Annotated in this window: 20 protein-coding genes; 8 read left to right on the top strand and 12 right to left on the bottom strand. The window is 73.4% G+C overall.

What is annotated here, in order from left to right:
* The first annotated feature begins 6 nt into the window (after positions 1-6).
* The 4 genes from ACFO9I_RS14825 (at position 7) to ACFO9I_RS14840 (ending at position 3391) form a co-directional block, all read left to right on the top strand.
* Positions 7-603, top strand: coding sequence for a TMEM165/GDT1 family protein (locus ACFO9I_RS14825; RefSeq protein ID WP_379182138.1), 597 nt, complete (start codon positions 7-9; stop codon positions 601-603).
* Between the two features lie 51 nt (positions 604-654).
* A complete protein-coding gene (locus ACFO9I_RS14830) occupies positions 655-1875 on the top strand; it encodes an arginine deiminase (protein ID WP_379182140.1) in 1221 nt (406 codons plus the stop codon).
* 86 nt (positions 1876-1961) lie between these two features.
* Complete coding sequence (locus tag ACFO9I_RS14835) at positions 1962-2339, top strand: Crp/Fnr family transcriptional regulator (RefSeq protein ID WP_379182142.1); 378 nt, start codon at positions 1962-1964, stop codon at positions 2337-2339.
* Positions 2336-3391, top strand: a complete 1056-nt coding sequence (locus ACFO9I_RS14840) for an adenylate/guanylate cyclase domain-containing protein (protein ID WP_379182144.1) — start codon at positions 2336-2338, stop codon at positions 3389-3391. The genes ACFO9I_RS14835 and ACFO9I_RS14840 overlap by 4 nt, the downstream gene beginning before the upstream one ends.
* Positions 3392-3576: 185 nt before the next feature.
* Here ACFO9I_RS14840 and ACFO9I_RS14845 read toward each other — a convergent pair whose 3' ends face one another.
* The gene (locus tag ACFO9I_RS14845; RefSeq protein WP_379182145.1) at positions 3577-4518 is read right to left on the bottom strand and encodes a DUF5926 family protein; all 942 of its coding nucleotides are present in this window, start codon (positions 4516-4518) and stop codon (positions 3577-3579) included.
* Positions 4519-4561: 43 nt separating this feature from the next.
* Positions 4562-5344 carry a glycerophosphodiester phosphodiesterase gene (locus tag ACFO9I_RS14850; protein ID WP_379182147.1) on the bottom strand — a complete coding sequence of 261 codons (783 nt, stop codon included), beginning with the start codon at positions 5342-5344 and terminating at the stop codon, positions 4562-4564.
* A 102-nt stretch (positions 5345-5446) separates the two neighbouring features.
* Here ACFO9I_RS14850 and ACFO9I_RS14855 point away from each other — a divergent pair, with 102 nt between their 5' ends.
* Positions 5447-5944, top strand: coding sequence for a GNAT family N-acetyltransferase (locus ACFO9I_RS14855; protein ID WP_379182149.1), 498 nt, complete (start codon positions 5447-5449; stop codon positions 5942-5944).
* A 13-nt stretch (positions 5945-5957) separates the two neighbouring features.
* On the opposite strand, the gene ACFO9I_RS14860 is transcribed toward ACFO9I_RS14855, so the two are convergent.
* Complete coding sequence (locus tag ACFO9I_RS14860; RefSeq protein WP_379182151.1) at positions 5958-7172, bottom strand: ATP-binding protein; 1215 nt, start codon at positions 7170-7172, stop codon at positions 5958-5960.
* Between the two features lie 171 nt (positions 7173-7343).
* A complete protein-coding gene (locus ACFO9I_RS14865) occupies positions 7344-7631 on the bottom strand; it encodes a hypothetical protein (RefSeq protein ID WP_379182153.1) in 288 nt (95 codons plus the stop codon).
* 82 nt (positions 7632-7713) lie between these two features.
* Here ACFO9I_RS14865 and ACFO9I_RS14870 point away from each other — a divergent pair, with 82 nt between their 5' ends.
* Both ACFO9I_RS14870 and ACFO9I_RS14875 read left to right on the top strand, forming a co-directional pair.
* Positions 7714-8580 carry an Fpg/Nei family DNA glycosylase gene (locus tag ACFO9I_RS14870; RefSeq protein WP_379182155.1) on the top strand — a complete coding sequence of 289 codons (867 nt, stop codon included), beginning with the start codon at positions 7714-7716 and terminating at the stop codon, positions 8578-8580.
* Positions 8581-8593: 13 nt separating this feature from the next.
* Positions 8594-8932, top strand: a complete 339-nt coding sequence (locus ACFO9I_RS14875; protein ID WP_379182157.1) for a rhodanese-like domain-containing protein — start codon at positions 8594-8596, stop codon at positions 8930-8932.
* A gap of 78 nt (positions 8933-9010) precedes the next feature.
* On the opposite strand, the gene ACFO9I_RS14880 is transcribed toward ACFO9I_RS14875, so the two are convergent.
* From ACFO9I_RS14880 to aat, 3 genes are all read right to left on the bottom strand, one after another.
* Complete coding sequence (locus tag ACFO9I_RS14880) at positions 9011-9427, bottom strand: hypothetical protein (protein WP_379182158.1); 417 nt, start codon at positions 9425-9427, stop codon at positions 9011-9013.
* Between the two features lie 148 nt (positions 9428-9575).
* On the bottom strand, positions 9576-10049 hold the full coding sequence (locus ACFO9I_RS14885; RefSeq protein WP_379182160.1) for a hypothetical protein: 474 nt from the start codon (positions 10047-10049) through the stop codon (positions 9576-9578).
* Positions 10050-10225: 176 nt separating this feature from the next.
* Positions 10226-10903 carry a leucyl/phenylalanyl-tRNA--protein transferase gene (gene aat, locus ACFO9I_RS14890; RefSeq protein ID WP_379182162.1) on the bottom strand — a complete coding sequence of 226 codons (678 nt, stop codon included), beginning with the start codon at positions 10901-10903 and terminating at the stop codon, positions 10226-10228.
* Between the two features lie 44 nt (positions 10904-10947).
* Here aat and ACFO9I_RS14895 point away from each other — a divergent pair, with 44 nt between their 5' ends.
* On the top strand, positions 10948-11628 hold the full coding sequence (locus tag ACFO9I_RS14895; RefSeq protein ID WP_379182164.1) for an EcsC family protein: 681 nt from the start codon (positions 10948-10950) through the stop codon (positions 11626-11628).
* On the opposite strand, the gene ACFO9I_RS14900 is transcribed toward ACFO9I_RS14895, so the two are convergent.
* From ACFO9I_RS14900 to ACFO9I_RS14920, 5 genes are read right to left on the bottom strand one after another with little or no spacing between them, the layout of a single operon-like run.
* Entirely contained in the window at positions 11589-12803 is a 1215-nt protein-coding gene (locus ACFO9I_RS14900) for a hypothetical protein (RefSeq protein WP_379182166.1), read from the bottom strand. The two genes, ACFO9I_RS14895 and ACFO9I_RS14900, sit on opposite strands and share 40 nt — an antisense overlap.
* Positions 12800-13948, bottom strand: a complete 1149-nt coding sequence (locus ACFO9I_RS14905) for a hypothetical protein (protein WP_379182168.1) — start codon at positions 13946-13948, stop codon at positions 12800-12802. Before ACFO9I_RS14905 ends, ACFO9I_RS14900 begins: the two co-directional genes overlap by 4 nt.
* The gene (locus ACFO9I_RS14910) at positions 13945-15036 is read right to left on the bottom strand and encodes a hypothetical protein (protein WP_379182170.1); all 1092 of its coding nucleotides are present in this window, start codon (positions 15034-15036) and stop codon (positions 13945-13947) included. Before ACFO9I_RS14910 ends, ACFO9I_RS14905 begins: the two co-directional genes overlap by 4 nt.
* Positions 15033-16004, bottom strand: a complete 972-nt coding sequence (locus ACFO9I_RS14915; protein WP_379182172.1) for a hydroxymethylglutaryl-CoA lyase — start codon at positions 16002-16004, stop codon at positions 15033-15035. Before ACFO9I_RS14915 ends, ACFO9I_RS14910 begins: the two co-directional genes overlap by 4 nt.
* 31 nt (positions 16005-16035) lie before the next feature.
* On the bottom strand, positions 16036-17970 hold the full coding sequence (locus ACFO9I_RS14920) for an acetyl/propionyl/methylcrotonyl-CoA carboxylase subunit alpha (protein ID WP_379182173.1): 1935 nt from the start codon (positions 17968-17970) through the stop codon (positions 16036-16038).
* Between the last annotated feature and the right edge of the window lie 22 nt (positions 17971-17992).

The following is a 17992-nucleotide window of genomic DNA, read 5'->3' on the forward strand; positions in this document are numbered from 1 at the left end:
CCCCAGATGGACCTCGTGGTCATCGCCCTCACCTTCGTCGCGATCTTCGTGGTGGAGCTGCCCGACAAGACCTTCGTCGCCACCCTCGTGCTGGCCACGAAGTACCGCCCGCTGCTCGTCTGGATCGGCGTCGGCCTGGCGTTCCTGGTGCAGACCGTGGTCGCGGTGCTGCTGGGCCACGCGGTGACCTTCCTGCCCGAGGACCTGGTCCGCGCGGTCGCGGGCGCGATCTTCCTCATCGGGGCGGTGCTGCTCTTCCGGGAGGGCCGCAGCCACCACCAGGCCAGCGAGGACGAGGAGGAGTACGCCGCCAAGGCGACCGCCGCGACCGGCTGGAAGGCCGTCGTGACCTGCTTCCTGATCCTGTTCGCCGCCGAGTGGGGCGACCTGTCCCAGCTGCTGACGATCTCGCTGGTGGCGAAGTACGAGGACCCGGTCAGCGTCTTCATCGGTGCGCTGGGCGCCCTGCTCGTGGTCAGCGGCCTCGCCGCGATCGCCGGGCGGACCCTGCTGAAGTTCATCTCGCTGCACACGCTGCACTACCTCGGCTCGGCGGTCTGCCTCGTGCTCGCCGGCCTCACGGCGTACGAGCTCCTCGCCTGAGAGGCAGCACGGGGTCCTGCAACCCACCCCCACGCCACTAGAGTGCTGCGCATGACCCAGCACGGCGCCGACAGCGAGGTCGGCAGGCTCCAGACCGTCATGCTCCACCGCCCCGGGCCGGAGCTGAAGCGGTTGACGCCGCGCAACAACGACAAGCTGCTCTTCGACGGCATCCCGTGGGTGGCCCGCGCCCAGGACGAGCACGACGCCTTCGCCGAGGCGCTGCGGGACCGCGGTGTCGAGGTGCTCTACCTGACCGACCTGATCGCCGAGACGCTGGAGAGCGAGGCAGCCCGCAACCACGCGATCACCACCGCGCTCTCGGGGCTGCACCTCGGCGACACCATGCGCACCTACCTCGCGCACGCGCTGCGCGACGCCTCCCCCGAGGAGCTCACCGGCTACCTCACCGCCGGCATTCGCAACGACGAGGTGCGCGGCGGCTTCGGGCTGGTCACCTCGCTGCTCGCCAGCGACGACTTCCTCATCGACCCGCTGCCCAACCTGCTGTTCACGCGCGACTCCAGCGTGTGGGTGCGCGACCGGGTCGCGGTCACCTCGCTGGCCATGCCTGCCCGCGCCCGGGAGACCCAGCTGACCGAGCTGATCTACACCGAGCACCCGCGCTTCCGTGGCACCCGCAAGATCCACGGCTGGCACCACGAGCACGTGGAGGGTGGCGACGTGCTGCTGCTCGCGCCCGGGGTGATCGCCGTCGGGGTCGGGGAGCGCACCACGCCCGCCGGCGTCGAGCGGTTCGCCCGCCAGGTCTTCCACGCCGACCTCGCGCACACCGTGCTGGCGGTCCCGATCGCCCAGGAGCGGGCGACCATGCACCTCGACACGGTCGCGACCATGGTCGACGTCGACAAGATCGTGATGTACCCCAACGTCGCCGACTCCCTGCAGGCCTACGCCGTCACCACCGCCGACGGCTCGGCCGCCGAGGGCGACCTGGTGCTGCGCATCGCCGAGGCCGAGCCGTTCCTGGTGGCGGCCGCCAAGGCGATGCAGATCGACACCCTGCACCAGATCGACACCGGTCTGGACCCGGTCACCGCCGAGCGCGAGCAGTGGGACGACGGCAACAACACCCTGGCCCTCGCGCCGCGGGTGGCCGTGGCCTACGAGCGCAACGACGAGACCAACGCCCGCCTCGAGGAGGCCGGCATCGAGGTCGTCCGGATCGCCGGGTCGGAGCTGGGCTCCGGCCGTGGCGGCCCGCGCTGCATGAGCTGCCCGATCTCGCGGGAGCCGCTTCCCGAGGCGTGACGAAGGGTACGTCCCGGGGCGCTGGACACCCCGGCCCCGGTCGGCGAGGATCCGGCCGGGGAGGACCGTCTGCGAAAGGCACGGCCATGTCAGTCTCGTTCTTCGACTCGTTCACGCCGCAGGAGGTCGCGCGCATCAGCGCGGCCGGCACCCGGGTGAAGGTGCCCGCCGGCTGGTCTCCCATCTGGGAGCGGACCCCGGCCGACAAGGCCTACATCCTGCTCGAGGGCACCGTGTCGGTACGCCGCCACGGCGACGAGATCGCCCAGCTCGGTCCCGGCGAGATCATGGGCGAGGCCGCGATCGTCAACCACTCGCTGCGGACCGCCTCGATCGTGGCGCTGACCCCGCTCGAGCTGATCCACTTCACCGACGAGGCGGTCCGCGGCCTGTGCGAGGAGATCCCGGCGTTCGCCGACGCCCTGCGCGCGGCGGCGGACCAGCGCCTCAGCCGGACTGAGTGAACGCACCCGACGAGCACCCGGAGCCGGACGCCGGCGCGGTCGGGCTGCCCGACCTCGCCGAGGCGCTCGAGGTGGTCGAGACCTTCCTGCTGGGCGAGCAGCCCGGCCTGACCCGGGTCGAGGTGGCCGAGCGGGCCGGCGTACCCCTCGAGGTGGCCGAGCAGCTGTGGCGGCTGCTGGGCTTCCCCCACCAGACCGACGACGCCCTGGCCTTCACCGAGGCCGACGTGCAGGCCCTGGTCCTCACCCGCGACCTGATGGACCTGGGCATCCTCGGCCCCGACTCGCAGGCCGCCCTGGTGCGGACGTGGGGGCGCAGCTACGCCCGGCTGGCCGAGTGGCAGACCGACCTGCTGACCGACGTCGCCGTCGAGGGGCCCGACCCGCAGCAGCGGCTGACCGAGCTCGCCGCCTCGGTGCTCCCGCGGGTGGAGAAGCTGCAGAGCTACATCTGGCGACGGCACCTCGCCAGCGCCACCAGCCGGCTGCTCACCGTCGAGTCCCCCGGGGCGGCCGCGACGCCGCAGAGCGTGTGCTTCGTCGACATCGTGGGCTACACCTCGCAGAGCAAGAACCTCGCCGAGGGCGAGCTGGTCGACTGGCTCGAGCACTTCGAGGACGAGGCGACCGGGCTGGTGGTCGACCACGGCGGCCGGATGATCAAGACCATCGGCGACGAGGTGCTCTTCGTGGCCGACGACGCGACGGCTGCCGCCGAGGTGGCGCTGAGGATGACCGAGCGGGGCGCCGACGACCAGGACCGGTTCCCCCAGGTCCGCGCCGGCCTGGCCCACGGCCCCGTGGTCAGCCGCCTCGGCGACGTCTTCGGGCCGGTCGTCAACATCGCCGCCCGGCTCACCTCGGTCGCCCGTCCCGGGACGGTGCTGGTCGACCGTGGTGCCTACGAGGCCCTGTCGGGGCGCTCGCCGGACGACGCGCCGGAGCCGGCCGCGGACGCGGCGTACACCTTCCGCCGGATGCGGCGGACGCCGGTGAAGGGCTACGCGCGGCTGCAGCCGCACGTGCTGCGCCGGGCCCGCTCCGAGGGCTGACGAGGGCCTCGGGCCGCCCGGATCCGGGCATTGAAAAGCCCGGCCGTTGTCGACGGGGGACACAACAACGACCGGGCAGTTGAAAATCTACGGGACTCGGGTTTGTCACACAATGGCTGGCCCCGAGAAATTCGGGGTGATCTACACCAAGTTCGGCACACCGATCCGGTGTAGGCCTCCCCAGGTCAGCGGATGGTGACCTGACGGTTGGCCAGGCCCGAGCGGGCGGACCGCTGCTCACCGGTGAGCGGGGAGGTGTCGGCGAGCGCCTCGGCGAGGTCGGCCGCGAACCGCTCGGCAGGCTCCTCGAGGGGCTCGGGACCGGTGCCGACCGGGAGGTCCCAGACCGGGGCGAGCAGGCCGTGGGCCCGGAACATGCCCACGAAGCGCGACCCCGGGGCGATGTCGTCCTTGCCGGCCGCGTGCAGCCGGGCGAGCGCGTCGAGCAGCTGGTCCTCGGGCTCGGGCATCACCCAGCGCAGGTGCTCCTTGGAGCCGACGTTGGTCCAGTACGCCGCCTCGACCGAGGTCAGCCGTGCGGTGGGGCTGGCCGCCGCGTTCGCCTGCTCGAGGGCCGCCGCCATGCCGGACTGGTCCTCCACGTCGGCGATCCAGTACTCGAACCCGTCGTGGACGGTCACGTCGAGCCGGTCCCCGTTGATCAGGTCCTGCAGGCGCGGACCCTCGCCGGGCGGGTCGGTCAGGCCGACGATGCCGGGCTCCTCGGTCGCGAGGGCCTTCTGCAGCACCGCGCCGAGGTCGCGGGCCGGGTCGCCGAAGTTGTGCTGGACCTGCAGCCCCAGCCAGATCTGGCCGCTCTCCCGCACCATCGCGGGTGCGGCCATCGGCAGCAGCGAGCAGAGCTGGACGCTGCGGCCCGCGCTGTCGGGCTCCTTCAGCGTCAGCGGCGCCGTCGCGGCCGGGACCAGCTCGCGCAGCGCGACCACGTCGCACTCCGAGGGCATGCCCTCGAACGGACGGCTGACGAACACGCTCGGGGCACCGCCCGCGGCGCCGTGACAGGCCTTGTAGCGCTTGCCCGAGCCGCACGGGCAGGGCTGGCGGGGGCCGACCTCGCCGTCGGCGGGCTGGGTGTCACGGGCTTTGGTGCGGGAACGCTTGGCCATGGGCGCGAACCTATACGGCGCGGGCGGCGACCCGGCAACCGGCTCAGCGCTCGCCCAGCAGCTCGAGCATGTACGCCGGACGGTCGCTGATCACCGCGGTGACCCCGAGGTCGAGGCACAGCTGCAGCTCGGCGGGCGTGTTGACGGTCCATACGTGCATCTGGTGGCCTGCCTTGGCGATCCGGCGGCCGAGCTTGGGGTGGTCCTGGAGCTCCTTGATGCCCGGGCCGACGATCCAGTTCTCGCCGATGACACCGCGCAGCATCGGCCAGTACTGCGCCCGCTCGAGCAGCTGGACCAGCTGGATGCCCGGCGCGAGCCGCTCGATGCGCTGGAGGGCGGTCCAGGAGAAGCTCATCACCCGGACCGGGGCGCCGGGGACGTCCCAGCCGAAGTCGCGCAACAGGTCGACGACGCGGCGCTCGACCAGGCCGGCGTAGCGGGTGGGGTGCTTGGTCTCGATGGCCACCTCGACCGGGCGGTCGTAGTCGGCCACGGTCTCGAGGAGCTTGCGCAGGGTCAGCACCCGGTCCAGGTCCTCGTCGCGCTCCGGCGCCTCGTCGTCGAGGTCGGTCCACGGGTTCTTCCACGACGCGAAGTCGAGCTCGTCGAGGTCGGCGAGCTCCATGGTCGAGACGATGGCGCGGGTGGCGGCCGTGCGTCGCAGGTTGCGGTCGTGCACGCAGACCAGGTGTCCGTCGGCCGTGAGCCGCACGTCGCACTCGAGCGCCTCGGCGCCGTCGTCGAGGGCGGCGAGGTAGGCCCCGAGGGTGTGCTCGGCCTTGTCGTGGCTGGCGCCCCGGTGGGCGACGACCTGCGGCCTCATGGGCGTCATTGTGTCGGGTCCGGTCGCACGATCCGCGACAGGATCGCGGAGAGGGGTCTTCGGTCCCTGTGCGCCGGGGCCGGGGAGCCCTACGTTCACGCTGTGACCATCCAGCCGGTGACGCCCATGCTGTCGGTGCACCTGCGGCGCGCCACCGCGCACGACATCGCCTTCCTCACCGACGTGGTGCTGGTGGCGACCCGGGCCCAGGGGCGGCACCCCCGGGGATTCGACGAAGCGGGCTTCCGCACCGGTCTGGTGGCCCTGACCGCCGAGCAGGTCGCCGCCGACGCCCCGGCCGAGCCGCGGCACAGCACGACGTACGTCGTCGAGATCCACGGCGAGCGGGCCGGCCGGCTGCGGGTCGTGAGGACCCCGGACTTCGTCGAGATCGCCGGCATCCAGCTGCTTCCCGCCCACCAGGGCCAGGGCATCGGCACACACCTGATCGAGCAGCTCGTCGTCGAGGCGCACCAGGCGGGTCTGCCGGCGCGCGCCACGGTGCAGCACGACAACCCGCGCGCCCGCGCCTTCTACGAGCGCCTCGGCTTCGTGGCGATCGGGGAGGAGGGCGGCGAGGCGCTGCTCGAGGCCCGCTGACCGGTGGTGCGGCTCAAGCGTGCTGGCGGAGGTAGCGCCCGAAGTGGGGCACCGTGAAGGCGATCCGCCCGCGTTCCCCCGAGTAGATCAGCCCCTTCTTCAGCAGCGCGTCGCGCGCCGGGGAGAGCGACTGCGGTTTCTTGCCGAGCGCGGTCGCGACGTCGGCCGTCGGCACGCTCTGGATCTCGTCGAGCTCCTCATCGCCGCGCTCGGCGATCGCGACGGCGGCGTCGGCCATCGCCCGGAGGTACTCCCGCTCCCCCGGCGTGGCCCGTTCGTACCGGCTGCCGAAGAACCCGACCGCCAGCTCCCGCTCGGCCTCCGGCGCGGCCACCGCGACGTCCTCGGCCGTGATCGGCGAGCGGGGCGCGAGGTCCCAGACGACCTTGCCGTAGGCCTGGATGAAGTAGGGGTAGCCCCCGGTCGCGGCGTACATCGCGGCCAGCGCGTCCTCGGCGTACGCCGCGTCCTCGTCCTCGGCAGGTGCGCTGAGGGCGCGGTCCGCGGCCTCGCGGGCGAGCCGGTCGATGCGCTGGTAGCGGAAGAGGCGCTCGGAGTAGGACTTGCTGGCCGAGAGGACGGCGGGCAGGTGCGGCAGGCCGGCGCCGACCACGATCACGGGCAGCCCGGACTGGCTGATCTCGTGGCAGGCCGCGCACAGGGCCGACACGTCGTCAGGTCCGAGGTCCTGCATCTCGTCGATGAAGACGCCGATCCCCTTGCCGACGTCGCTGGCGAGGCCGCCGAGCTCGGTGAACAGCTCGACGAGGTCGATCTCGATGTCACCGGAGTCGGCGCGGCCCTTCACCGCGGGCACGTCGATCCCCGGGCTCCACTGGTCGCGCAGCTTGGCCGCCGGGCCGGCATCGCGCTGGGCGAAGGACTTGATCACCCCGAGGACGTGGTCGACGTCGTCGGCCTGCGGGTGGCCGAGCTCGCGGACCGCCTGGTGCAGCGCGCTCGACAGCGGCCGCCGCAGCCCCTGGTCGGGTCGGGCCTCGAGCTTGCCGGTGCCCCAGCGGCGGCGTACGGCCGCGGAGCGCAGCGCGTTGAGCAGCACGGTCTTGCCGACGCCGCGCAGCCCGGTCAGCACCAGGCTGCGCTCGGGACGCCCCTTGGCGACCCGCTCCAGCACGATGTCGAACGCCTGCAGCTGCTCGTCGCGGCCGGCGAGCTCGGGCGGGCGCTGGCCGGCGCCGGGCGCGTAGGGGTTCCGGATCGGGTCCACGGCTAGAAAGGTATCGGCGTCTCTAGCGTGAGCCGTAGATTTCGCTCGCGTGGCGTAGACCCGGCGATAGTCCGGCACCTCTGCGTGACCGGCGGCCGGCGACGCGACCAGAACGTGCCGGACTGTCCCGCCGCACGCCCAGGAACGTGCCGGACTATCCGTGGAGGAAGGTCAGGCCGGGTGCGAGATGCGCGGGATCGCGCGGGTGTCGTGGGGGCCGCGGCTGCGATGGCCCAGGGAGACGTCGTACGCCGAGTCCAGACCGGCGCGGAGCAGGTCGATCAGATCGGGCACCTCGTCGACGGCGAGCCGGAAGGAGCCCGAGCACACGTTGTCGCGCCACAGCGAGAGCACGACCAGCCCCGACTCGTGGTGCCAGGAGACCCGGAGCGCACGGTCACCGCCACGGGCGTCGAGGAAGATCGACCCCGTCTCCGGCAGTGGTCGCGCGGTGGCCATGGCTCCATGATGCCCCGTGCCGGGGAGCCGGACCAGAGAATCGGGAGGTCCGCTGCCCGCTGCCCGGCCTACACTGGCGCGCGTGCCCGAGCTGCCCGAGGTGGAAGCGCTGGCCCTGGACCTGGGGAGCCGGCTGCGGGACCGTGCGATCGTCAAGGTCCACGTCGCCGCGTTCAGCGCGTTGAAGACGTTCGACCCGCCGCTCTCCGCCCTCGAGGGCACGCTCGTGGAGGGCGTCACCCGGCACGGCAAGTACCTCGACATCCAGGCCTCCGGCCTGCACCTGGTGCTCCACCTGGCCCGCGCCGGCTGGGTCCGCTGGCGCGACGAGGTCCCCACGATCCCGCCCAAGCCGAGCAACAAGTCCCCGCTCGCCGTCCGCATCGTGCTCGACGACGGCGCCGGGCTCGACGTCACCGAGGCCGGCACCCGCAAGAGCCTGGCGATGTACGTCGTGCGCGAGCCCACCGACGTGCCCGGCCTGGCCAGCCTCGGCCCCGACCCGCTCGCTGACGAGTTCACCATCGACGTGTTCCGCGCCATCCTCGAGCGCGAGGGCCGCAAGCAGATCAAGGGCGTGCTGCGCCACCAGGGCACCATCGCGGGGATCGGCAACGCCTACTCCGACGAGCTGCTGCACGCCGCCCGCATGTCGCCGTTCAAGCCGGCGAACAGCCTGGACGACACCGAGCTGCAGACGTTGTACGACGCCGTACGCACCGTGCTCGGCGACGCGGTCGAGCGGTCCCGCGGACTGGCGGCCAGCGAGCTGAAGGGCGAGAAGAAGTCCCACCTCGCCGTGCACGGGCGCACCGGCCAGCCCTGCCCCGTCTGCGGCGACACGGTTCGCGAGGTCTCGTTCGCCGACTCCAGCCTGCAGTACTGCCCCACCTGCCAGACCGGCGGCAAGCCCCTCGCCGACCGCCGGATGTCCAAGCTCCTCAAGTGACCGGAGACGCCTCATGCACCACCAGATCCCGACCGTGACCGTCGAGGGTGTCCCCGACCCGATCCCGGACGGGCTGGTGGTGCTCGACGTGCGGGAGCCGGTGGAGTGGCAGCACGGGCACATCGAGGGCGCGGTGCACATCCCCCTCATGCAGCTGCCACAGCGACTGGCCGAGGTGCCCGTCGGGCAGACGCTCGTGGTGTGCAAGATCGGGGGCCGCTCCGCCCAGGCCGTGGGCTACCTCGTGCAGCAGGGGATCGACGCGGTCAACCTCGAGGGCGGCATGGTCGAGTGGGCCGACGCCGGCCGCCCCATGGTCAACGAGACCGGCGGGCACCCGCACGTCGTCTGACCCCGGACGCGCCGAGGGCGGGCGGCCTGCCGGCCACCCGCCCCGCGCCTGTCCCACGCAGCCCGTCGGACCCCGGTCCTACTGCTCGGAGTCGGAGTCGGAGCTGCCGCAGGTCTTGGTGACGTAGTCGTCGAACGCGTCGACCTGCTTCTGCTCGTCGTCGCTCAGGTCGGAGTCGAGCTTCTCGATGTCGTCCTGGGACGCGTCGTCGTCGAGGTCGCCGATCTGCTCGATCTCGAGCTCGAAGCCCTTGCGGGCGTCGTCCGGGATCCCCTCGGGGGTCCCGGTCTCCTCGAGCTTGTCCCCCGCGGACTTGATCGCCTTCACGATGTCGGCGTCCTTGGCGTCCTGCCCCATCTCACCGAGGTCCTTGACGATGTCGTCGAAGGTGCCGCAGAAGTCGGCCTTCGAGGCGTCCTCCGGCGGCCCGCCACCACAACCCGCGGTGGTGCCCGCGGTCAGCACCAGGCAGGCGGCGATCAGTGCGTGCTTCATGCGTTCTCCTTTGTCGGTCCGTCTCGGAGGACACCCTCCCCCGTCCGGCCCGATTCATGCGCACCGGGCGGGACCCGGTCGCAGACGTGCCGCAGGGCCACCGCCCGGGGAGGGCGGTGGCCCTGCGGCTCACCAGGAGAGGCGGGGGTCAGCTGGCCCCGTCGGACGGCGACCCGCTGCCCTGCGACGGGCTCGCGGCGCCCGCGGCGCACGCCTGCCCGGCGTACTGCAGGAACGACTGGACGCTGAGCTGCTGCGCCTTGCTCAGGTCGGGGTCCTTCATCGTCTGCAGCTGCTTGGCCGTCAGCTTCGGGTCGATGTCCTCGAGGACGGAGACGTAGGTCTCGAAGCCCTTGCGGGCGTCGGCCGGGATGTCCGAGGGCGTGCCGGCCTGCTCCAGGCCCTTGGCGAACGCGACCACGTCGGCGCCGGTCTTGATCGAGGAGCCCGAGGTGAGCGCCGAGCAGAGCTCGGTCGCCGAGGCGTCGGTGGGAGCGCCGGACGGGCTGCTGCTCGAGCTCGCGGAGGAGGCGTCGGCGTCACTGGCCGAGTCGTTGCCTCCGCAGCCGGCGGCGACACCCCCCAGCGACAGCAGGGCGGCGGCGATCAGGGCGTGCTTCATGAGGTTCGGTCCCCTCTTGGGAGTCGATGTCGGCAAGTCGTCGACTCTGCCACGTGAACCTGACCCGTTCCTGAGGAGCCCCCCTGCCTGGGCGAGGGACGTGACGCATCACACCTGCCAGGGAGAACTGGCACTCGTCGGGTGGCGCGCCACCTGACAGGTGCCGGTCTCACCGGTCAGCCGGTGAGACCGGCCGGCTCCGGCACCCCCAGCGCCACCCCCAGCCGGCGCAGGTAGGCGGCCCGGCTCAGCTCGACGACCCCCAGGCTGGCCAGGTGGGGGGTGCTCCACTGCACGTCGAGCAGCCGGTCCTCGGCGTGCTCGTCCTTCAGCAGCCCCACCAGGCCCACGAGGGCCACCTTGGAGGCGTCCCGGACCCGGTGGAACATCGACTCGCCCGCGAAGAGACCCCCGATCGACACGCCGTACAGCCCGCCGGCCAGCCGCCCGTCCTGCCACGCCTCGACCGAGTGCGCCCAGCCGAGCTCGTGCAGGCGCCGGTAGGCCGTCTTGACGTCCTCGTCGATCCAGCCCTGCGCCCGCCGGGGGTCGGCGCAGGCGTCGACGACCTCGGCGAACGCCGTGTCCACGCGGATCTCGAAGTCCCGGGCTGCCCGGCGCAGCGAGCGCGAGACCACCAGACCGTCCAGCGGGAGCACCCCGCGGCGCACCGGGCTGAACCAGTACGTCGGGTCGCCGCGCGTGCCCGAGGGCATCGGGAAGAGCCCCCGCCGGTAGGCCGCGAGCAGCGTGCCCGGCTCCAGGTCGGCCCCGATCGCGACCAGGTCGTCGGTGGGGTCGTAGTCGGTCGGGTCCCCGAAGGCCCAGACCGACGGCGGCGGTTCGATCGGCACGGCGCCCACCGTAGTGGCCATCACCCCGCCCCTAGGATCGAGGCATGAGCGCGACAGGCAGCATCGGGAAGCGGCTGGCCCCGAAGATCCCCGACGCCCTCCCCGGCGTCACCACGGCGTTCGTCCGGGAGGCGCTGCACCGCGCGATCCACGGAGTGGGCCCGCTGCCGCCCGCCGCTCACGCCGCCGAGAAGCAGCTCGCCGAGCAGCGCGGCGACGTCCGTCGCGCCGTGCACGAGGTGATCGAGAACCACGTCCGCTACGCCGGCGCCCAGGGCTTCGCGACCAACCTCGGCGGCCTGGTCACCGCGGCGGTGCTGATCCCGGCCAACATCACCGGCCTGGCGCTGATCCAGTCCCGGATGATCGCCGGCATCGCCCACCTGCGGGGCTACGAGCTCACCGACCCGCGGGTGCGCAACGCCGTGCTCGCCTGCCTGCTCGGCGAGGACCAGATCGACGACCTGGTGAAGAAGCGGCGCCTCCCCGCGCCGCCGATGGCGCTGGCGACCGCGCCGCTGCACGACCCCGACCTGGACCGGCTCATCTCCGCGGAGGTCGCCTCGGACATGATCGCCCGGGTCGCGGGCAAGCGGCTCGCCACCACCGTGGGCCGGCGGGTGCCGGTGGTCGGCGGCCTGGTGGGCGCCGGCGCGGACGGCATCTCGACCTGGCGGATCGGCCGCTACGCCGACCGGGAGCTCCTGCCCCGCGCCACCCGGTAGGCCCGGAGCAGGGCGCGCCCGGCCGTGGTGGTCCGCAGCCGGCGCACGATCTTCTCCCGGAAGCGGTAGGTCGGGCGGAGGTAGGCCCGCTCCAGCGCCCGGTGGGCCTGGTCGAGCTCGCCGGTCAGGCGCTCCTCGACGTGCCGCAGGCGGGCGTTGTCGAGCAGCAGCGCCGAGATCGCGTCGAGCGCCGCCCCCGCGACCTGCTTCTCCCGCGGGTTGTCCGGGTCGGACCAGCGCTGCGTCGCCGGCGGGCCGGTCAGGTCGGCGAGGTCGCCGACCACGTCGTACCCACGCTTGTCGATCTCCTCCGCCCAGGCCTGACCGAGCTCCTGCGCCCACGGGTGCACGGTCGGCGGCAGCGCCAGCCGGGGCGAGCCGACGCGTCGCGACAGGGTCTGGTGGGCCAGCAGCTCGCGCACCAGCGGCCGGTAGTCCGGCGGGTCGAGGTCGCGGTTGACCGCGAGGTTGATGCGGCGCAGCAGCGCCGTCTCGGGCACCCCCAGCGAGGGGTTGGCCCGCTCCGCCTCGAGGTCGAGGTCGAGGCCGTCGAGGCCGAACGCCCGGCTGAACCGCTGCCACAGCAGCGTGGGCGGCCCGCCCGGCGGCGGGACCGTCACCAGGTGGATCCGCTCGGGCGGCAGGTCGTGGCCCCACCGGTCGAGGATCTCGGGCACCTCCTGGACGCCCCAGAACCAGGTGGCGATCCGGCTCTCCCGACGCGGGTCGCGGATCTGCTCGATGAACCGGGCGTAGCTGATCGCGCTGCGGTGCTTGACGTTCTCCTGCCACTCCGCGGGGATCTGGCGGACCAGGTCGCGCACGGACAGCACGATGTGGATCTCGGTGCCGTCCCGGTGGCCGAGCGAGTCCAGCGCCCGCCCGACCTGCGAGCGCGACGCCGTCGCGAGGATCTCGTGGCTGATGATCGAGGTGCCGTGCGCGCGCCGGACCCGGGTGGCGAGGTCGTCCCACGCACCGACCGCCTCGGCCTCCAGGCCTCCCCACGGCAGCCGCATCAGGTCGAGCGCGGCCAGGAAGTGCGCGTCGAACCGGTGGGCGGGGTAGTGGATGCCGTGGGCGCGCAGCAGCCGCCGGTTCCGGAACAGCACGTCCTGGAGGTACGACGTGCCGGTCTTGGGGGTGCCGACGTGCAGGAGGACCCGCTTGGTCACCTCGTCCTCCCCTCGTTCTCGACGGCCCCGTGCCCGCTCCGCCCGAAGGCCTGCTCGTCGAGCAGCAGCCGGAGCGCCAGTGCCAGCACGCCCGCGTCCGACGGCTCGACGCCGGTCCTGGCCCGGGGCAGCAGCCCGTCCGGATCACCGTGCACAGGGTAGCCAGCACGCAGCAGCCCGTCCCGCACCCGGCAGGCGTGTGCGTGCATCCAGGCGTGGTGCCGCTCGGGGACGGCGGCCGGCGGGCCCCCGAGCGCGACCAGCCTGGGCCGCAGGACCTCGCGGAGCAGCTCCTCGCGACGGCGGGGCACGACGAGCAGGCCGAGCACCGCGGCCACCCTGCGGGCCAGGTCGGCCGAGTCCGCGGACACGGGGGCCGCGTCCAGCGTGAGCCGGCGCACCCCGACCAGCCGTGGCAGCGCCGACGGGTCGAGGACGACCTCCACCCGGCCGCCGCCGGACCGCGCCGTCCAGTCCCGGGCGATCGTCAGCAGGTCGGCCCGGGGCGGGAGGCGGTCGTGACGGGCCAGCGTGTCCAGCCAGCGCGACCACGAGGCGCCACCGACGTCGAAGCAGCGGTGCTCCCACACGTCGGACAGGAGCCGGCCCATGTCGGTGCCGAGCACCAGCAGCGTGGCGCGGCGACCGCCGGGCGGTCGACCCCGCGCGACCAGCTGGGCGCGCAGGGGCTCGGTGAGCGCCGGGTCGCCGGCGAGCCGGTAGCGCGTGCGCCAGGGCCGCACCCAGCCGGGCTGCGGCACGTCGGCGTGCGCCGCTGGGCCGGCGGCGACCACGTCCTCGGCCAGCAGGCTCGACGCCACCCTGAGCAGCTCGTCGTCGGGCAGCTCGCCCGGATCCACGGGCGGGGGGCCGAAGCGGCGCCGGTCGACGGCGCCCTCCAGCTCGAGGTCGGGACGGCCCCGGCCCGGTGCGGAGGCGGTCAGGACCCGGCCCACGAGCGTCGTCGAGGGCCGACCGGCGCTGTTGAGCCGGCGCAGCAGCTCGAGCTGCTGGGCTCCCGGCAGCACCTCTCCGCCGGCAGGGCCGGCCCCGGTCCACCCGCCCCACGGGGTGGTCCCCCCGTCGCGCAGGTGGCCCACCCACCCCCAGGCACGGCGTACGCCGGGGGTGTCCTGGTCGTTCACGACCTGCGCAACCGCTCGGCGGCGCGGGTGCGGACCCGGCGGACCAGCTGGCGCTCGGGGTCCGGCCGGCTGGCGGCCTCCTGGGTCATGGCGGCGAGCGCGTCGAGCGAGGCGCGCAGCTGCTTCTTGGCCCCGATCTTGTCGGGATTGCGCCACCTCTGCTCCTCGGCGGGCCGGAGCGGGCGCAGATCCTCGACGTCGCCGACGACGTCGACGCCGCTGCCCTGCAGCCACTCGATCCAGCGCTCCGCCTCGGCCTCCGCCCAGGGGAACCGGTCGGGAGGCAGCCGCACCGGCGCCGAGGAGCGACGGACCAGCTGGTCCTGGGCGAGCATCTGCCGGATCAGCTCGTCGTACTGCGCCTCGCGGCGGGTCGCCCGCTTGATGCGGCGGTTGAGCTGCCGGAGCACCTGGGTCTCGGCGATCCCGAGGGAGCGGTTGGCCTGGTCGCTGTCGGCGGGGGCCCACGCGGGATCGATCCCGGTGGCCCGGCAGAAGCGGTCCCACAGGCTGTCGCCGCCGGCGCCCGGCCGCGGCACGGTCAGCACGTGGATCCGCTCCGGCGGCAGCCCGGCGCCCCACGTGCCGAGCACGTTGGGCAGGTCGAAGGCGCGGTAGAACCAGGAGTCGCCGCGCTCGCAGCGGTTGAGGAAGCTCTTGTAGGACCACTTGCGGCCCTGCTTGATGCTCTCCTGCCACGCCGCCGGCACCTGACGGGCCAGGTCGCGGGCGGAGTAGACGACGTGCACCTCGCTGCCGCGCAGGTCGCGCATCGCGCGCGCGACCTTCTCGGGTGGGGCCGGCGCCAGGATCTCGTGGCTGACGATCACGGTGCCTGAGCTGCGGCGCACCTTCTTCGCCAGGGCGCGCCAGGCGCCCGAGGCGTGCCCGGGCCGGCCGCCCCAGTCCTGGCCCAGCAGGTCGAGCGCCGCGCGGAACTGGAACAGGGCGGGGCTGACCAGCGGCGAGCCGGTCGGCACGTGCACGCCGTGCTCGGCGAGCGTGCGGGTGTTCTGGCCGAGCCGGTCCTGCAGGTAGGTGGTGCCGGTCTTGGGCGCGCCGACGTGGAGGTAGACGACCCGGCTCATGCGCCCGATTCTGCCGCACCCGCTGTCGCGGCCGGGGCGAGGGCACGGACGACGGCGGACGGGCTGGGTCGGCCCAGGTGGCCGGCCATCCAGACGCTGGCTGCGGCGACCTCCTCGAGGTCGACACCGGTCTCGATACCCAGCCCCGTCAGCATCCACACGAGGTCCTCGGTGGCCAGGTTGCCGGTCGCGCTCTTGGCGTACGGGCAGCCGCCGAGCCCGCCCGCGCTGGCGTCGTACGTCGTGATGCCGGCCTGCAGCGCGGCGTAGGCGTTCGCGAGCGCCTGGCCGTAGGTGTCGTGGAAGTGCATCGCGAGCTGGTCGGTGCCCATGCCGGCGGCCACGAAGGCGTGGACCAGCGCGGTCACGTGGCCGGCGGTGCCGACGCCGATGGTGTCGCCGAGGCTGAGCTGGCTGGCGCCGAGGTCGAAGAGCCGCTTCCCGACGCTCACCACCTGCTCGACCGGGACCGATCCCTCCCACGGGTCGCCGAAGCACATGCTGACGTAGGCACGGACGTCCAGGCCGTGCTCGCGCGCGCGGACCACGGTCGGCTCGAACATCGCGAACTGCTCGTCGAGGCTGCGGTTGAGGTTCTTCTGCGCGAACGTCTCGGTGGCCGAGCCGAAGATCGCGATGTGCCGCACGCCCAGCTCGAGCGCACGGTCGAGGCCGCGGTCGTTGGGCACCAGCACGGGGCAGTCCCGACCGGCGTCGCCCAGCATCGTCATCAGCTCGGCGGCGTCGGCCAGCTGCGGGACCCACGTCGGGTGCACGAAGCTGGTGGCCTCGACGACCGGCAGGCCGGCGGCGAGCAGGCGGCGCACGAACTCGGCCTTGACCTCGGTCGGGACCAGCGCCTTCTCGTTCTGCAGGCCGTCGCGGGGGCCGACCTCGTAGATCGTGACCCGCTCGGGCATCGCCGCGACCGGCGTGACTCCGGCGGGGACGACGGTGGGGGTGCGCATCAGCTCTCTCCTCTGGACGAGCGGCGGGACGTCATCCGGCTGCCTCGGTCTCGAGGGGCTCGACCAGGAAGAGCCGGGCGCCCAGGGCCACCTGGTCGCCGGCGGCGGCGTCGACCGCGGCGACCGTGCCGGCGAAGGGCGCCTTGAGGCTGAGCTCCATCTTCATCGCCTCCATCGCGCCGAGGAGGTCTCCCTCCGCGACGGTCTGGCCGGCCTCGACTCGGACGTCGAGGACGGTGCCGGGCATCGGGGCCATGATCGCGCCGTCCCCGGCGTCGTGGGCGTGGTCGCCGAAGACGTCGGGCCGCTCGAACACGAAGCGCTGCCCGCGGTGGACGGCCTCGACGATGTGCGGCTGCACGTTGACCACGGCCTGCTCGCGGCGACCGTCGATGACGAGCACCGCGACGTGGTGGGCGGCGGAGAGCTGACGGACCTCGTGGTCGCCGACGCGGCCGCGAGCCCGATCGACAGCGACCGTCTCGTCGAGCTCGACCAGGATCGGGGCGGGGTCGGCACCCGACCGCCACCCGTCGGCCCGGAACGGGTGGCCCGGCTCCTGCTCGGCGACCAGCATCGCGCTCACCCACGCCACGAAGACGCGGGCGAGGTCGCGGGACGGCTCCGGGACGGTGTGCCGGTCCAGCCAGGCGGTGTCGATGGCGGCGTCGCGGAACTCGTCGCTGGCGACCAGCGCGCGCAGGAACCCGGTGTTGGTGGTCAGGCCGAGGACCGCGGTCTCGTCGAGCGCCGCGACCAGCGCACGGCGGGCGCTCTCCCGGTCGGGTCCGCGGGCGATGACCTTGCCGAGCATGGGGTCGTACGACGTGCTGACGACCTGCCCGCTCTCCAGCGCGTGGTCCACGCGGACCCGCTCGGGCCAGCGCACCAGGGTGGCCGTGCCCGCCTGCGGCAGGAAGCCGCCGAAGGAGTCCTCGGCGTAGACCCGGGCCTCGATCGCGTGCCCGGAGAGCGCCAGGTCGCCCTGGGCGAACGGCAGCGGCTCGCCCGCCGCGACCCGCAGCTGCAGCTGCACGAGGTCGACGTGCTCGCCGACGATGCCGGTCGCGCGCTGCTGCGGGGAGGTGCACACCACCACCGACTCGGTGACCGGGTGCTCGACCTGGAGCCGGGTGTTCATCTCCAGGAAGTAGACCTCGCCGGTCGCGTCGTCGAGGAGGAACTCGACCGTGCCGGCGCTCTCGTAGCCGACGGCGGTGGCCAGCGCCACGGCCGACTCGGTGACCGTGCGCCGGGTCTCGGCGGTGATCGTCGGGGCGGGGGCCTCCTCGAGGACCTTCTGGTGGCGTCGCTGGGTCGAGCAGTCGCGCTCGAAGAGGTGGACCACGTTGCCGTGGGCGTCGGCGAGCACCTGGACCTCGATGTGGCGGCCCCGCTCGACGTACTTCTCGACCAGGATCGTGTCGTCGCCGAACGAGCTCGCGGCCTCGCGACGCGCGGCGGCCACGGCTTCGGCGTACGCCTCCGGCTCGCGGACCACCCGCATGCCCTTGCCGCCACCGCCGGCCGCGGCCTTGACCAGCACCGGGAAGCGCATCTCGGCGACCGGGTCGTCGACGGAGTACGCCGGCACCACCGGCACCCCCGCCTTGACCGCGACCTCGCGGGCGGCGTCCTTGCGGCCCATCTGCTCCATCACGTCCGCGGACGGGCCGACCAGCTTGATCCCGGCGGCCTCGACGGCGCGTGCGAACTCCGCGCGCTCGGAGAGGAAGCCGTAGCCGGGGTGGATCCCGGCCGCACCGGTGGTCCGGGCGGCCGCCACGACCTCGTCGATGTCGAGGTAGCTGCCGACGCGGACGGCGTCGTCGGCCTCGCGCACGTGCAGGGCGCTGCGGTCGAGGTCGGAGTAGATCGCGATGCTGCGCACGCCGAGGGCGCGACAGGCGCGGATGACGCGCAGGGCGATCTCGCCACGGTTGGCGATGAGGACGGACTCGATCATGCGGACACCTCGATCTGCGGCC

This window comes from Nocardioides sp. GCM10023255 (assembly GCF_042653125.1).
Classification (GTDB): domain Bacteria; phylum Actinomycetota; class Actinomycetes; order Propionibacteriales; family Nocardioidaceae; genus Nocardioides.

Bases quoted from the DNA above. Each gene is read 5' to 3' on its own strand.
- ACFO9I_RS14850 (WP_379182147.1), bottom strand. From the start codon at position 5,344: ATGAGGCCGCAGGTCGTCGCCCACCGGGGCGCCAGCCACGACAAGGCC.
- ACFO9I_RS14895 (WP_379182164.1), top strand. From the start codon at position 10,948: ATGAGCGCGACAGGCAGCATCGGGAAGCGGCTGGCCCCGAAGATCCCC.
- ACFO9I_RS14915 (WP_379182172.1), bottom strand. From the start codon at position 16,004: ATGCGCACCCCCACCGTCGTCCCCGCCGGAGTCACGCCGGTCGCGGCG.
- ACFO9I_RS14835 (WP_379182142.1), top strand. From the start codon at position 1,962: ATGTCAGTCTCGTTCTTCGACTCGTTCACGCCGCAGGAGGTCGCGCGC.
- ACFO9I_RS14830 (WP_379182140.1), top strand. From the start codon at position 655: ATGACCCAGCACGGCGCCGACAGCGAGGTCGGCAGGCTCCAGACCGTC.
- ACFO9I_RS14865 (WP_379182153.1), bottom strand. From the start codon at position 7,631: ATGGCCACCGCGCGACCACTGCCGGAGACGGGGTCGATCTTCCTCGAC.
- ACFO9I_RS14920 (WP_379182173.1), bottom strand. From the start codon at position 17,970: ATGATCGAGTCCGTCCTCATCGCCAACCGTGGCGAGATCGCCCTGCGC.
- ACFO9I_RS14885 (WP_379182160.1), bottom strand. From the start codon at position 10,049: ATGAAGCACGCCCTGATCGCCGCCGCCCTGCTGTCGCTGGGGGGTGTC.
- ACFO9I_RS14845 (WP_379182145.1), bottom strand. From the start codon at position 4,518: ATGGCCAAGCGTTCCCGCACCAAAGCCCGTGACACCCAGCCCGCCGAC.
- ACFO9I_RS14880 (WP_379182158.1), bottom strand. From the start codon at position 9,427: ATGAAGCACGCACTGATCGCCGCCTGCCTGGTGCTGACCGCGGGCACC.
- ACFO9I_RS14825 (WP_379182138.1), top strand. From the start codon at position 7: ATGGACCTCGTGGTCATCGCCCTCACCTTCGTCGCGATCTTCGTGGTG.
- ACFO9I_RS14910 (WP_379182170.1), bottom strand. From the start codon at position 15,036: ATGAGCCGGGTCGTCTACCTCCACGTCGGCGCGCCCAAGACCGGCACC.
- ACFO9I_RS14875 (WP_379182157.1), top strand. From the start codon at position 8,594: ATGCACCACCAGATCCCGACCGTGACCGTCGAGGGTGTCCCCGACCCG.